At 68.2% G+C, this 13,303-nt stretch carries 12 protein-coding genes and 3 pseudogenes; 8 read left to right on the top strand and 7 right to left on the bottom strand.

Annotation, left to right across the window (positions count from 1 at the left end; all coding sequences use genetic code 11):
* The first annotated feature begins 472 nt into the window (after positions 1-472).
* Positions 473-1,108 carry a DUF1345 domain-containing protein gene (locus ACFYP5_RS11075; protein ID WP_389033494.1) on the top strand — a complete coding sequence of 212 codons (636 nt, stop codon included), beginning with the start codon at positions 473-475 and terminating at the stop codon, positions 1,106-1,108.
* Positions 1,109-1,214: 106 nt separating this feature from the next.
* Here the strand turns inward: ACFYP5_RS11075 and ACFYP5_RS11070 are convergent, their stop codons facing one another.
* From ACFYP5_RS11070 to ACFYP5_RS11055, 4 genes are all read right to left on the bottom strand, one after another.
* Positions 1,215-1,691: a GreA/GreB family elongation factor gene (locus tag ACFYP5_RS11070; RefSeq protein ID WP_389033491.1), complete on the bottom strand. Its 477-nt coding sequence runs from the start codon at positions 1,689-1,691 to the stop codon at positions 1,215-1,217.
* 271 nt (positions 1,692-1,962) lie between these two features.
* On the bottom strand, positions 1,963-2,634 hold the full coding sequence (locus ACFYP5_RS11065; protein WP_389033489.1) for an enoyl-CoA hydratase-related protein: 672 nt from the start codon (positions 2,632-2,634) through the stop codon (positions 1,963-1,965).
* 41 nt (positions 2,635-2,675) lie between these two features.
* Positions 2,676-3,287, bottom strand: a complete 612-nt coding sequence (locus ACFYP5_RS11060) for a TetR/AcrR family transcriptional regulator (RefSeq protein WP_389033486.1) — start codon at positions 3,285-3,287, stop codon at positions 2,676-2,678.
* A gap of 464 nt (positions 3,288-3,751) precedes the next feature.
* Positions 3,752-4,162, bottom strand: coding sequence for an ester cyclase (locus tag ACFYP5_RS11055; protein WP_389033483.1), 411 nt, complete (start codon positions 4,160-4,162; stop codon positions 3,752-3,754).
* Between the two features lie 480 nt (positions 4,163-4,642).
* On the opposite strand from ACFYP5_RS11055, the gene ACFYP5_RS11050 reads away from it, so the two are divergent.
* The 5 genes from ACFYP5_RS11050 (at position 4,643) to ACFYP5_RS11030 (ending at position 10,695) form a co-directional block, all read left to right on the top strand.
* A complete protein-coding gene (locus ACFYP5_RS11050) occupies positions 4,643-6,718 on the top strand; it encodes a SpoIIE family protein phosphatase (protein WP_389033480.1) in 2,076 nt (691 codons plus the stop codon).
* Between the two features lie 437 nt (positions 6,719-7,155).
* Positions 7,156-7,821, top strand: coding sequence for a nitrile hydratase subunit beta (gene nthB, locus ACFYP5_RS11045; protein WP_389033478.1), 666 nt, complete (start codon positions 7,156-7,158; stop codon positions 7,819-7,821).
* Positions 7,818-8,414 (top strand): nitrile hydratase subunit alpha, encoded by a 597-nt coding sequence (gene nthA, locus ACFYP5_RS11040; RefSeq protein WP_389033475.1) that lies wholly within the window; start codon positions 7,818-7,820, stop codon positions 8,412-8,414. The genes nthB and nthA overlap by 4 nt, the downstream gene beginning before the upstream one ends.
* Positions 8,411-8,755 (top strand): nitrile hydratase accessory protein, encoded by a 345-nt coding sequence (locus ACFYP5_RS11035; protein ID WP_389033473.1) that lies wholly within the window; start codon positions 8,411-8,413, stop codon positions 8,753-8,755. The genes nthA and ACFYP5_RS11035 overlap by 4 nt, the downstream gene beginning before the upstream one ends.
* A gap of 290 nt (positions 8,756-9,045) precedes the next feature.
* On the top strand, positions 9,046-10,695 hold the full coding sequence (locus tag ACFYP5_RS11030; RefSeq protein WP_389033471.1) for a thiamine pyrophosphate-binding protein: 1,650 nt from the start codon (positions 9,046-9,048) through the stop codon (positions 10,693-10,695).
* A 113-nt stretch (positions 10,696-10,808) separates the two neighbouring features.
* Here ACFYP5_RS11030 and ACFYP5_RS11025 read toward each other — a convergent pair whose 3' ends face one another.
* The 3 genes and pseudogenes from ACFYP5_RS11025 to ACFYP5_RS11015 all read right to left on the bottom strand — a co-directional run.
* Complete coding sequence (locus ACFYP5_RS11025; RefSeq protein WP_389033468.1) at positions 10,809-11,411, bottom strand: hypothetical protein; 603 nt, start codon at positions 11,409-11,411, stop codon at positions 10,809-10,811.
* A 301-nt stretch (positions 11,412-11,712) separates the two neighbouring features.
* Positions 11,713-11,802, bottom strand: a pseudogene (locus ACFYP5_RS11020) (short-chain dehydrogenase); the annotation flags it as partial.
* 319 nt (positions 11,803-12,121) lie between these two features.
* A pseudogene (locus ACFYP5_RS11015) lies at positions 12,122-12,577 on the bottom strand (potassium-transporting ATPase subunit B); the annotation flags it as partial.
* Positions 12,578-12,930: 353 nt separating this feature from the next.
* On the opposite strand from ACFYP5_RS11015, the gene kdpF reads away from it, so the two are divergent.
* Positions 12,931-13,020, top strand: coding sequence for a K(+)-transporting ATPase subunit F (kdpF, locus tag ACFYP5_RS11010; protein ID WP_037823947.1), 90 nt, complete (start codon positions 12,931-12,933; stop codon positions 13,018-13,020).
* A gap of 98 nt (positions 13,021-13,118) precedes the next feature.
* Positions 13,119-13,295: pseudogene (locus ACFYP5_RS11005) on the top strand (response regulator); the annotation flags it as partial.
* Between the last annotated feature and the right edge of the window lie 8 nt (positions 13,296-13,303).

Raw genomic sequence — 13,303 nt, 5'->3', positions numbered from 1 at the left:
GCAGGCTATGTCCGTCCACCAATGGACGCCACTCGGCTTTCGCGGCGGCTTCCACGTCTGTGGCTGAGCCGTTCCGTGCGCCGCGGGACCGGTCGGGTGAGGCGTGGTGCGACCCCGGGGAGTTCTTCCGAGGGGACACGGCGTCGTGCTGCAGGGCTGCCGTCCGGTTCGCACACGGATACCCTGACGCCGTCCTCTCTGTCGCTGTGCGTCTCATTGTTCGATGGGAGCCACATGGGCGTAGCTCAGCCCGTCGACACCCCGCCGCCGACCAGGGCCGCTGTCCACCTGGTGGCCACTCCGGAGGTCCAGGATCGGGCAGGTCCGACCTGATCGGTCGCCTTCCGTGGGGCACGACGTGAGAGCGTCGAGTCGTACTTCCACGGGACGCTGACGTATGCGACGAGGCCGTGGTGGTACTCGAAGCCTGAGACACTTCACCGAACTGCCGAGGTAGTCATTGTTGAGGTCCATGAACCGCTGGTTGGCGCTTTCCGCCGTTCCCCGACTCGCCGGTGCGACGGTGGTCGGAGCGGTGATCGGCTCGGTCGTCGGTGTACTGACCAACACACCGCTGGGAATTCTCGCCGGTATCGCCACGGCTGAGACAAGCTTCGTCGTCGCAGGCTGGATCGTCCTGTGGCCCATGGACGCCGCCACCACCCGCCGCCACGTCCGGAGCGAGGAGTTCCGGCCCGTCATCGAGGAGCTCGTCGTCGTCGCGTCCGCCCTGTGCGGACTGGTCGGCATCGTGATGCTGCTCCTGGTCGGCGACTCGGAACTGAGCCACGCCGCGGCCGCGACGGCACTCTGCGGCGTGTTCCTGGCCTGGGCGGCACTCCACCTGATGTACGCCACCCGCTACGCGTACCTCTACTACCTCAGTCCCGAGGGTGGGATCGACTTCAATTCCGACGACCCGCCGCAGTACAGCGACTTCCTCTACTTCAGTTACAACCTCGGAATGACCTATCAGGTCTCCGACACCGACGTCTCAAGTTCCACGATCCGCGCGGTCGCCCTCCGGCACTGCCTGCTGTCCTATGTCTTCGGCGCCAGCATCCTGGCCACCACCATCAATCTCGTCGCCGGAATCGTCACGGGCTGATGGGAGGGCGCTCCAGTACAGGGCGACTTCGCGATCGGGTCGGCGAGGGCCCGCGCCATGAGGGCGGGGTGCCCGGTGCCGAGGCGCGGTCGGCGCTGCGCTTCACCTACGGCCTGTCGTCCTCGTCACCCAAGGACAACACGACCGCGGTCGACCGCCCCTCGGGCGTCTCGTAGCCGATGGTGTCGCCGGCGCGACAGCCGAGCAGCGCGCGGCCGAGCGGGCTGTCGGCGGTGACCAAGGTCCGGTCCAGAACCTCGGCGACTTCGCCGATCTGGACGGTTGCCTCCGTGGCGTCCGCGAACCGTACCTTCACGGTGCTGCCCACGCCGACCTTGTCGGTCCGGGGAGGCCCCGCAACGGCCGCCTCGCGAAGCCGCCCGTCGACCTCGGCGATTCGGGTGTCCAGGCGGTCGAGTTCCGTGCCGCGTTGCAACTCGTCGGCCTCGTCGGCCCTGTCGCCCACCCGCTCACCGCCTCGCAAGGTGGCGGCGACACTTTCGCGTTCGGCACGTAGATCGGCGAGCTCTCGCTCCAGCGCCTCGCGGGCGACATCGCTGATGGGTTCGGGTCCACCGGTCATTCCTGTTCCCGTCGCGCAGGCGGCACCGTCGAGTGTCGCAGAATCAACTCCGACATTTTTACGCTACCAGGCAAATCACCACACCGTGGTGGCGTTCCGGGGCCATTGGGCCGGCGTTTCCAGGAGGCTTCTGACCGGATTCTCCTGGGCGAGGGAGCGGCAGCGGCTGCCGAGGCGCGCGATATCCGGCGCGCCCGGCTTCGACAGTTCGGTACTTCGGGCCGGACACCCTTGCCCGAGTGTCCGGCACTCCTGGCCGCCTGTTGCGGAGTCAGTCGAGAGGGTTGCCCTTCTCGCGCAGGGCGGCGAGGGCGGGGGCGTACATACGGGACTTGATGGTGCCGAGGGTGTCGCCGGCCTTGCTCACCTGCGCCTGGGCGATCTCGATGGCGGCGGAACGGACGGCATCCTCGTCCACCGCGCGGTCGACGATCCCTGCGGCGGCGGCCTCGGCCCCGCCGAAGCGACGGGCGGTCACCATGGCCTCATGAGCGGTCTGCGGGGCCAGTCGGGCCTGGATCAGCGCGGACATACCCGGGGTGAAGGGAATGTTGATATCGGCCTCGGGCAGGCACCAGAAGCCGCGATCGGCGCGCATCACACGGAAGTCGTGAGCCAGGGAGAACATCGCACCGGCCGCGAAGGTGTGCCCCTGGAGCGCGGCCACGCTGATCGCCGGCAGGGAAAGCACACGCGCGAAGAGCCCTTGGACCGAGGCGACGTAGTCCTGGTGCTGATCGGCGTGGGCGGACAACCAGTCCAGGTCCAGGCCGTTGGAGTAGAACTTGCCCGTCGCGGCGGTCACCAAGGCGTGCGGCCCCTGCGCCTTCTCCACCTCGTCCAGGGCGGCATCGGCGGAGGCGATCCAGTCGGGGTGGAAACGGTTCTCACCGTCCCCGAGGTCGAGGACGAAGACGTTGTCCTGGCGGTCGAGAGTGGGCATGGTCGCTCCTTCGAGCTGGATGGGGTCGGGGTGGAAGCAGGTCATGGCCGTGGTGCCTGACCTTGATCGGGGCGGTCGCGCAACGCGTGAACCAGCAAGTCATGGATTTCGAGGGCGGTCGCCTCCAACGGGGCGGTGCTCCGCTCGACCCGGCACATGATCACCGCGCCTTCGAGTGCCGCGATGATGAAGGCGGCCAGCCTCCTGCACCGCTCCTCCGGCAGGCCGTGCCGGAGAAACAATGCGGCAAGCCCCTGTTGCCAGCGGGCGAAGACCGCGGCCGCGGAGCGGGCCAGTCGGGGAGCGTCGTCGTTGGTCTCGACCGCGACCGCCACGACGGGGCAGCCGGCCCGGAAGTCGCTGTCGACGAGTCGGTCGCGCCACAGTGCGAAGAACGCGTCGATCGCCTCCACGGCGTCATCGGCCCGCGTCGCGGTCTCGATCAGTCCGGCGACGAAGTCGCCGGCGAGTGCCACCGCCTCGTCGATCAACTGCGCCCGCCCGCCGGGAAAGTGGTGGTATACGGAGCCGCGTGGAGCGCCGCTGTGAGCGAGCACGCGATCGATGCTGGTGGCGCTCGCGCCGTACTCACGCAGCAGCGCGGCGGCACTGACGACCATCCGATCACGGCTGTCACTCGTGCGCGGGCTCACGCGCCCACCACCTCAGCGGCTGCGAGGCGGCCGGCCGTGTCTGCGGCGGATGAGCGATCGATCATGCCGTGCGCCTTCCTGTCAGCGACGAGTACTGGCCCGAACTGGTCTACCTGTCGGTAACTTATGTTGCATGACATAGAACATGCAAGGGTTCGCGGGCAGCTCCGAGAAGGAAGATTGCTCCTGAGTGGGCCGTCATCAAGGAGGACCCCCGAAGAAGGGCATCGACGCGCGTCCCAGCGAGGCAGGAGGGTTCGACCGACGGCGGCTCGCTGCATCCTGCGGCGGCTCTGGCCCACAGACTGCGGAAGGGGGGCACGCGGTAGGCGGCGGACGGCCCGGACCGGCCGATGCGTCACCGGTCGGGGAGACCGTCGGCACCTGCCGGTACGACCCGGCCCGCCAGAGGTCGGACGGTGAGGCGGTGCAGCATCACTGTGGCGCAAGGGTGCAGCGTCCACTCACGGGATGAGATCGAGCTGACGCAGCATGCCGAGTTCGTCGCTGCTGCCCCACCGCTCCACGAGCTTTCCGTCGGCGAACCTGCTCATCTGCATGCCCCGGTAGGACACCTTCTTCCCGGTCGGGCTGTGTCCCATCAGTTCACCGAGGTGTGTCCCGCTGATGGTGTAGGCGAATGCCAACTCGTCGTCCGTGGCCACGAGATGCTCGACATCGACGTGCAGGTCGGGGAAGGCCGCCCTGATCTCGGCGAACATGGCCTGATATCCGGCCGGGCCCGGAACCTGGCCGGGAGCCGGATCGTGGTCGACCGAGTCGGTTGCGACGAAGTTGACCAAAGCCTCCAGACTGCCGCTGTTCACGGCCTCGGCGATAGCGTTCTGGGCAGCGAGGTTTTCGTCCCGGGACATGGCTCTCCTTCGACGCTGTACGGGAGGTGCGGGCGCCGTTCATGCCTGGGTCGGCGGCGAATGCGTCCGCCCCCTTTCAACGTAATGAGTCCCCGGTCCTTACGCCTGTTCAGTGGGGGGCACCTCAATTCCGGGACAGCCCTCAGGAAGACATCGCGATGTCGCGTGTGAGCTCCGCCGCGTAGGATGGGCTCCAGGCGGAGTTATGTACAGCCCACCTGCTCGGACGGGGATCGCAGTACCCCAGGAACCGGCGTCGCTCGTGCTACCCGGCCGGTGACGAAGCCGCCTTCATCATCGGTGCCGTCCTGGCCATGGGCCGAGGCTGGAAAGCCCGCTGAGCGGTCGCATCGTCCCCGACAGTGAAGAGGCCATGGAAGGTCAGGGGCCATGACGCGCCCAGCCGACGTCGCACCCGGTGCCGAGCAGAGGCCGAATGCCCCCTCGCCACGTTCTCGCGCTCTGCCGGCTCCTGCGGTAGTGGTGATCGACGGCGACGGTACGGTCCTGGCGTGGGCCGACGGGGCGCGACAGCTTCTGGGCCACCGAGCCGAGGACGTCGTCGGGCGGCCCGCGGCGCGCCTTCTGGCAAGCCGGCAGGAAGGCACGGATGCCGGATCCTGTCTGCTGCCTCCGGCGCACGACCTGACGTGGACGGAGCAGACGGGCGAACACGAGCCCCGGCCCCGTGCTGTGGTGGACGTCCGTCACCGCGATGGCCGCATCCTGCGGCTGCAGCTGGAGGTCAGTGCACTGACCGGCGCCGACGGTGAGAGATACCGGCTCCTGGCGGCGACGGACATGCCGGACAGCGATGCGCGGCAGACGGCGGGCGAGCCCGCCGTACGGGCGCTGCTCGACCGCTCGCCGTTCTCGGTTGCCGTCTGGGATACCCGGCTGCGTTGCGTCTGGCTGAACCAGGCGTCCAAACGGACTGTGGGCCTGCCCCCGGGCGGCCGTCCGGGACTCCTGATGCGGGAGGCGCTGCGGGGTTTCGACCTCGCAGCGGTCGAGCCGGTGATGCGGGGGGTCCTGGCGTCCGGTGAGCCGGTCACCGGCCACGAGGCGCGCTGGGTCTCCCCGGGCGGCGGCCTGAGAAGCGGCCGGGAAGTCGTCTTCTCGTCCACCCTCATCCGTCTCGCGCGCGCGGACGGTACGCCCCTCGGACTGTGCACGATCTCGACGGACATCACCCAGAGGTGGACGCGCGAGCGCATGGCACTGATGAGCAGGGCGGCCAGGCGCGTCGGTACCACACTGGATGTGATGACGACCGCCCAGGAACTCACGGACCTGGCCGTCCCGGCGCTCGCCGACTACGCCACGGTCGACCTGGCCGAGTCGGTGCCCCTCGGCGGCGAGCCGCTGGAGCGGATGCAGCCCGGGGACTCCGGCATCCCGGTGTTCCGCCGCGCGGGACTCGCCTCCATCCACAAAGGCGCGCCGGAATCCGCCTTCGCCCGGGGCGAGCCGGTGTTCGTGCCTCCGGAATCCCCCTTCCTGCACGTGCTTCACCACCGCGAGTCGCACATGGAGCCCGTGATGGACACCGGGTGCGGCAGCTGGCTCGCCGGGGATCCCAGGCGTGCCCGGATCATCCGCGAGACCGGCATGCACTCGGTCATGATGGTCCCCCTCATGGCGCGTGGCACCATCCTCGGTATCGCAGTCTTCGTCCGTACCGAGAACGTCGCTCCGTATTCGCGGGACGACCTGATCCTGGCCGAGGAACTCGCCGTCCACGCGGCACTGAGTCTGGACAACGCACGCCGGTACACCCGCGAGCGGGCCGCCGCTCTCGCGCTCCAGCGGACCCTGTTGCCCGGCGCGCTGTCCGGCGGCAACACCGTGGAACTGGGTTGGCGGTACCTGCCGTCGGACCGCCACGAGGGCGTCGGAGGGGACTGGCTCGACGCCATCCACCTGCCGGGCGGGCGGATCGCCCTGGTCGTCGGAGACGTCATCGGGCACGGCATCAATGCGGCCGCCACCATGGGCCGTCTGCGTACGGCGGTGCTTACGCTGGCCGCCTTGGGCCTGCCGCCGGCCGAGCTGCTCGTCCACCTCGACGAGGTGGCCACCCAGCTGACGGGGGAGGCCTCACGATCCGGCGACCCCGCCCTGCCGATCGTTGGGGCCACCTGCATCTACGCCGTGTACGACCCGGCCACCCGGGTGTGCACCTTCGCGCGTGCCGGACACCCGCCACCGCTGCTGGTCTCCCCGGACGGCCAGGTCACCACGCCTGACACCCCGGCAGGCACGCTGATCGGCGTCGGCCTCGGCTCGTTCGAGTCGATGGACGTGGAGCTGCCGGAGGGCAGCCTGATCGTCCTGTTCACGGACGGGCTCATCGAGACGCGGAACACCGACATCGACGCCGGACTCGACCGGCTTGTCACCGCGTTGCGCCGGGCACCGTCGGAGCTGGACGACCTCTGCTCCCAGGTGATCAGGGAGATGGCGACGACATCGAAGCCGGAGGACGACATCGCGCTACTGGTCGCCCGCACTCGCGTCGCCGGCCCTTCTCCGCACGCCGATCGACCGGAATGACGCCGCTGGCAGTGAGCTTGCCGGCGCGGAAGTTGTCGCCTCGGAGGTCCATTCGGTGGCCTGTGGAGCAAGGGTGCAGGAGTGCTGCGGTGCGACACGGATCGTGTCCACAGCTCCGGTCCGGGATACAGGCCGAGGATCAGCAAATGCCTTAGAGTGGTGGCATATCGGATGATATGCAGTTGCATCGCCCGACCGATTAGGGTCGGCAGCGGCTCCGCACCATGAACGCCGGCCGGCGGACGCGCTCCAACGGCTGCACGGCGAACCGCGGAGCCCCGTTCCGGCCCGGACGGCTGGCCCCGGTGGTCCGCCGCAGTCGGCGCCCCACCGCTGCACGACGGCGCAGCGCGGTGACCGCGAGCTCTTCTGAGCCGGACGCGTACTGATCGTGCCGAGTGTGTCCCTGTCGCTGCAGATCCACGAGAGGTGGTGCCATGGAAGGGATCGCCGATATGGGGGGAACCGAGGGATGGGGTCCCACTCATCCGCCGCGCGCCGACGAGCCGGTCTTCCCGGAACCTTGGCAGGGCCGGGCGTTCGCGCTGACGCTGCTCTCCGTCCAGCTGGCCGGAGTGAACGTGGACGCGTTCCGGCATGCGATCGAGCGCTTGGACCGAACTGCCTATCTGGCCGACGGCTACTTCGGACGCTGGCTCAACTCCGCCGAGCTGATACTCACCGAGAGCGCCATCCTGACGCCGGCGGCGATCCAGGCCCGCGCCCGCAACCTGCGCGGCGAGCAGGTCGAGGAACCGCCGATCCCCGAACCCATCAAGCCCCGTCACACCCCGAGCGCCAAGGGCTCGCTGCGCACCGTGGACGCGGAGCCGGCGTTCGCGGAGGGCGAGCGGGTGCGTGCCAGGAACATGTCGCCGACCGGACACACCAGGCTGCCGGGCTACGTGCGCGGACACACCGGAGTCGTCGCGCTCATCCAGCCGGCCTCTGTCCTACCCGACACGAACGCGCACTTCCGGGGCGAGAACCCGCAGTACGTGTACTCGGTGCGATTCGACTCGCACGAGCTGTGGGGTGCCGACTCCGAACCGTTCACACTCACCATCGAGATGTTCGAGAGCTATCTGGAGAGGACCGCATGACCGCCGGCGAATCCGCTGAACGCATTCCCGCACCACTGCGTGCCGAGGCACTTGAGCAGCTGCTGACCGAGCGGGGCCTGGTCGACCCGAACACGCTGGACGCGGTGATCACCCATTACGAGATCGACGTGGGCCCCCTCAACGGAGCCAAGGTGGTCGCCAAGGCATGGACCGACCCCGAGTACCGGCGCCGGCTGCTCGACGACGGCACCGCCGCGGTAAGGGAGTTGGGCTTCATCGGGGTGCAGACCGAGCACGTCGTTGTCGTCGAGAACACCGCGACCAGCCACAACGTGGTGGTGTGCACGCTGTGCTCGTGTTACCCGTGGCAGCTGCTCGGCCTGCCGCCGAGCTGGTACAAGGACCCGGCCTACCGGGCACGGGTGGTCAAGGAGCCGCGCAAAGTGCTTTCCGAGATGGGACTCGAACTCGCCGACGACGTGCAGATCACCGTCCACGACTCCAGCAGCGAGGTGCGCTGGCTGGTACTGCCCGAGCGCCCGGCCGGCACCGAGGGCCTGTCCGAGGAACAACTCGTGCCGCTGATCAGCCGCGACGCGATGGTCGGCGTCGCCAGGATCGAGGCGCCGTGACCGCGCCGCTGGACGACGAGGGACCGGCCGCGCCGCCGCGTTCCAACGGCGAGCTCGTGTTCGCCGAGCCGTGGGAGAGCCGTGCCTTCGGCATGGCCGTCACCCTGTACGACGCAGGCGTGTTCACCTGGTCGCAGTTCCAGGCGGCCCTGATCGCCCGGATCGCGCGCTGGGAAGCGGCACCCACCGAGGACGCGCACTGGAACTACTACCACCACTGGCTGGGCGCACTGGAAGACGTGCTCGCCGGAGGCGGCGCCGTGTCGGCCGACGAGGTCACGATCCGCGCCCGGACACTGGCCCAGCGCCCCACCGGCTACGACCACGACCACCGGCACTGACCGTCAATCACCACGAACCGGGTCCGTGGTCGGTCGCCGGCATTCGTGTGCCGTAAGAGGTCGTCACCTGAGTTACGCCGAATCGGTACCGGCGTCGCAATCGCGGGGCTCACCCCGCCCTGTCGACGAGATCCACGGCGTGGCGGGCATTACGCTCTGGGTCTCCTGCGATGGCCAGGGAACCCATTCGGCCGCACCATGAAGCGCCTGCGGAGAACGGCGACGCCGCATCCCGCCGAAAGCATCGGCGCCTGTTGGTTCAAGACCAGCGAACCCGAAGGAATACTCCGATGAAGGCATTCCAAGCCGTCACCGACGCGATCGCCGCCGAAGGGCTCGACCACTTGTTCGCCGTGATGGGGGATGCGAACCAGGACCTGATCGTGGACCTGGGCGAACGGCACGGAGTGACATTCGTCCACGCCCACCATGAATCCAGCGCTGTCGGTATGGCCGACGGCTACGCCCGGTTCAGTGGCAAGCCCGGCCTCGCTTCGGTCACGCAAGGCCCGGGCTACACCAATGCCACGACCTCGCTGGTGGCCGCACGGCTCCACCGCACACCCCTGATGCTGATCGCCGGACACGCCTCCCTCCGTGACCCGTACAACCCGCAGGGAATGGTGGACCAACAGGCACTCGCCAGACTCACCACCGAGGCCACCGTCCGACTGGAATCGGTGCACAACGTGGACTACTGCCTAGGGGAGGCATTCCGTCAGATCAAGGTGCGGAAAGGGCCCTTCATTCTGAACCTTCCCCAAGACGTCCAGCAGACGGAGATTCCGGATCCCGGCTGGACGTACCGCCCCATGTACGCGCCCAACACCCTTCAGCCGCCGCGTACGCAGGATCTCGACGAAGCGGTCAGACTGCTCGCGTCAGCCCGACGGCCGACGATCCTCTGCGGACTCGGGGCGCGAAACTCCGGAGCGGAGTCCGAGGTGCGCAGACTGGCCGAGCGTCTTGGCGCACCGGTCGGAGTATCGATTCTCGCCGCCGGATTCTGCGCGGATTATCCGCTGTATCTGGGGGTCAGCGGCGGACTGGGTTCCCATCTGACGGTGGAGACACTCGCCGAGAGTGATGTGATGGTGGTTGTCGGCGCCAGCCTGAACGAGTGGACGACCGACTTCGGAAAGATCCTGACGAATGGGAAGAAGATCATCCAGATCGACGACCGGCCGGACGCATTCGGCTGGTTCGCCCCTGTGACCGTCGGTATGACGGCCGACGCCGGAACGGCCGTGGCGGCTCTCGCGGACCGGCTCGCCGAGACGGCGGACGCACGCCGGCCCGACCCCGGGCTCGTACAGAAGGTTCAGGACGACCGCAGGCCGACGACTCTTCAGTACGAAGACGGAGACGCGACGGATCCACGCAGGGCGGTACGGCACCTCGAGGACGCACTGCCGAAGGACGACCGCATCCTGGTGCTCGACGGCGGTCACGCGGCCATGGTCTGTGTGAAGACCCTCACCGTGCCGCGCGCGGAGAACTGGGCGGTCGGCTGGGACTTCGGTGCCATCGGCCAGGGCCTGTCCCTCGCCATCGGTGCCTGCTTCGCACGCCCCGGACAGCGCGTCACGCACACGACCGGGGACGCCTCGTTCATGATGAACATCGCCGATTTCCATACGGCCGTCCGCCACGAACTGCCGCTCACGGTGATCATCTTCAACGACAACGCGGTGGGCCAGGAGAAACACGATCTGGTCCACAAGAATCTTGATGCGTCCTACGCCGACATGCCGGAGCCCGACTTCGCGAAACTCGCGGCAGGCTTCGGTGCCAAGGGCTTCACCGTACGCAAGCCCGACGACCTCGGCGAGATCGACAGGGCACTGGCCGTCGAGAACGGCCCGGTCCTGGTCGACGTACGGATCAACGGCGAAGTGGAACTGGCGGCAAGCTGGGAGATCGCCCAGCACCTCGGTTGAGACACGATGAAGCAAGCCATGGTGAAGCCGGACAGCGATGTACCGGGGAGCAGTGCGTTGCCCCATCCTGTCCGCGATCTCCGGACGAAGCCTGGGCCGGCTGTTCGGCTGCGTCAGGCGAGGTAGGCCGAGATCGCCAGCGTCTCGGAGAGGACTCGCCACAGTGCCCAGGCACCCGCACGACTTGCCACATTGCACAGCGTCTTCCGGGTGCAGGTGGTCGGTTTGTTCTGCCAGGCAGTCACGATCAGGTGGTGGAAGCCGAGACTACGGGTGAAGGCGAAGCGGATGTGCAGGCCGTCACCCAGAACGTGGCCGGGCAGGGTCGCGATCTGAAGGTAGTCGTACTCGACGGCTTCCACCCGGACCGGGTTTCCACCCAGCAATTCGCACTCGTCCTTCGGGCGGATCCGGGTGGGACATGCGCCGCGCACCGGGAACAGCCAGAAGTCTTCGGCGAGCTGCTTGCGCACGTCGTGAGCGCTGGTGAAGGGGTGGATCCCGAGGGAGTACGTGTACTGGTACAGCCAGTTCGAGTCGTGGCACGAGGCAGGATCCGCGTTGCACTCCTCGGACGAACGCCCGGGGTCGCCCGCGCGCGCGTCACTCCGCTGAACAGCGGGAGCGGCCGGGTGTGCTCCGGCGTGCGTGGCCGGCGGCAGGCCCGTGAGCATCAGTACCGTACCGAGCAGGGTGACCAAGGCGGCGCGACCCACTGTCCGAGTGGATGCCCGCACCACTCGGGAGGACACCCTGTCGGCCCGGCCGGCCCGTGAGGCGGACGCGGTGGGCGCGCGGTGCTGACTGCGACCCGGCTTCCGCCAGTGGGACGGCACAGGCATCAGTAGGGACGGAGCGCGATCAGGACGAGGCTCACGCGGCTGACGGGCGCGTGAGGCCTGCCGTCGCCTCCGGCGCCGTCGTAACCGGTCACGACGAGAGCGGACATCAGCACCTCCTATGGCGCACTACGAGCCACATGGACGGTATGCCCTCGCCGGACATCCGGCATCTCGGCTCGGCGAGCAGCCGTGCCGTCTCGTAGCCGATGCCGGAGGTGGCCCCGGTGACGAGGACGGTGCGGGAGGAAAGTTTCGAGTCGGACATGGTCCATCCATCGCTCTGGGCACGCTTTGCCGCCCGCCGCGCTTGCGGAGGGGTCGGGCGTGCACGGATACGGAGAAGGGGCGCCGGATTAGGTCACGGCGCCCCGAGGGCTACGGACTACGCGTCAGGGGTCTCCCCGGCGCCCCGAAGGCGTGGGGGAGAAACGGGCGTGTCCGGGCAGCGGGGCACACGACGAGGCGACGCCTGATGAGGCGGCCGGTCGAGAAGGAGCCACTCGCTGTTCACGCTCTTCATCCAAATGGCTCGCGGACAACGGCTCAAGACCTCCCGGCTGTTCCTGACACCCCTCTGATGCGGGTCAGCCGAGCCCGGGGATCGTGGAGATGAGCAGGTCGATCAGCTTGTTGCCGCTGAACGGGAGCACCAGTCCGCCAAGGCCGTACTCCGCGAGGTTGCGGCGTAGGAGATCGTGCGCCGACGCGGGGGTGTAGCGCCCCCCGCGCAGGGCGAGCGGGATCAGCGCCACGATGATCAGAGCGTTGAAGATGATCGCCGAGGTGATCGCGGAGGTAGGGCTGTGCAGGCACATGAAGTTGAGGGCTTCGGGTCCGGGATAGGCGCCGGTGAACATGGCCGGGATGATCGCGAAGTACTTCGCGACGTCGTCGGTGATCGAAAAGGTCGTCAACGCGCCCCGGGTTATAAGGAGTTGCTTGCCGATTTCGACGATCTCGATGAGCTTGGTCGGGTTGGAGTCCAGGTCCACCATGTTGCCGGCCTCCTTGGCGGCCGACGTGCCGGTGTTCCTGGCGACCACGGGCCCGAGGCTGGACCTCCTCACGACGGGCGCAGCGGCATCGGACAGTTCCGCCCAGCCGGTGACCGGAAACCGACGGGCCGGCGGCCCGTAGATCGCCGTCCGAAGTACTCAGGACCTGCGTGTTCCGGGTCCGGGGACGACTGCGTAAGAGGCCCGTCAAGAGAGCACCCACGGCCGTAAGGGACCCGTCAACGAAGTGCGTGGCTGCTCAGAGCGGGGGTTACCTCTAACCGTCCGTTCGATCCGAACCTCATCCAGGAGCACACGGTGGCCGACCTGGCCTTCGTCGTCACCATGATCGCGGTCTTCGCGCTGGTGGCTCTCGTCGCCAAGGGGGTGGCGAAGCTGTGACTGCCGAGAACGTTGTCGGTCTGATCGTGGCCGTCGCCCTGCTGGGATATCTCGTCCTCGCCCTTCTGTACCCGGAGAGGTTCTGAGCCCGATATGAGCCCCGTCCTCGCTGGTGTGCTCCAGCTGCTCGCGCTCGTGGTGGCGCTGTGACGCTCCTCGTGCGCAACAGAAAGGCGGCGCAGCTATGACTCGGGTGCTGGTGGTGGAGGACGAACTGCAGCTCGTACGTGCTCTCGAGATCAATCTCAAGGCACGCAAGTACGAGGTGCACGCAGCCTCCGACGGAGAGACGGCGCTCCGGCTGGCCGCCGTGTGCCCTCCGGACGTCGTACTGCTGGATCTCGGCCTGCCCGACATGGACGGTATCGA

Source organism: Streptomyces sp. NPDC005262 (genome assembly GCF_042872425.1).
GTDB lineage: Bacteria > Actinomycetota > Actinomycetes > Streptomycetales > Streptomycetaceae > Streptomyces.
The sequence above is the reverse complement of the archived record's forward strand: the minus strand, read 5'-3'. Positions and strand labels throughout refer to the sequence as shown.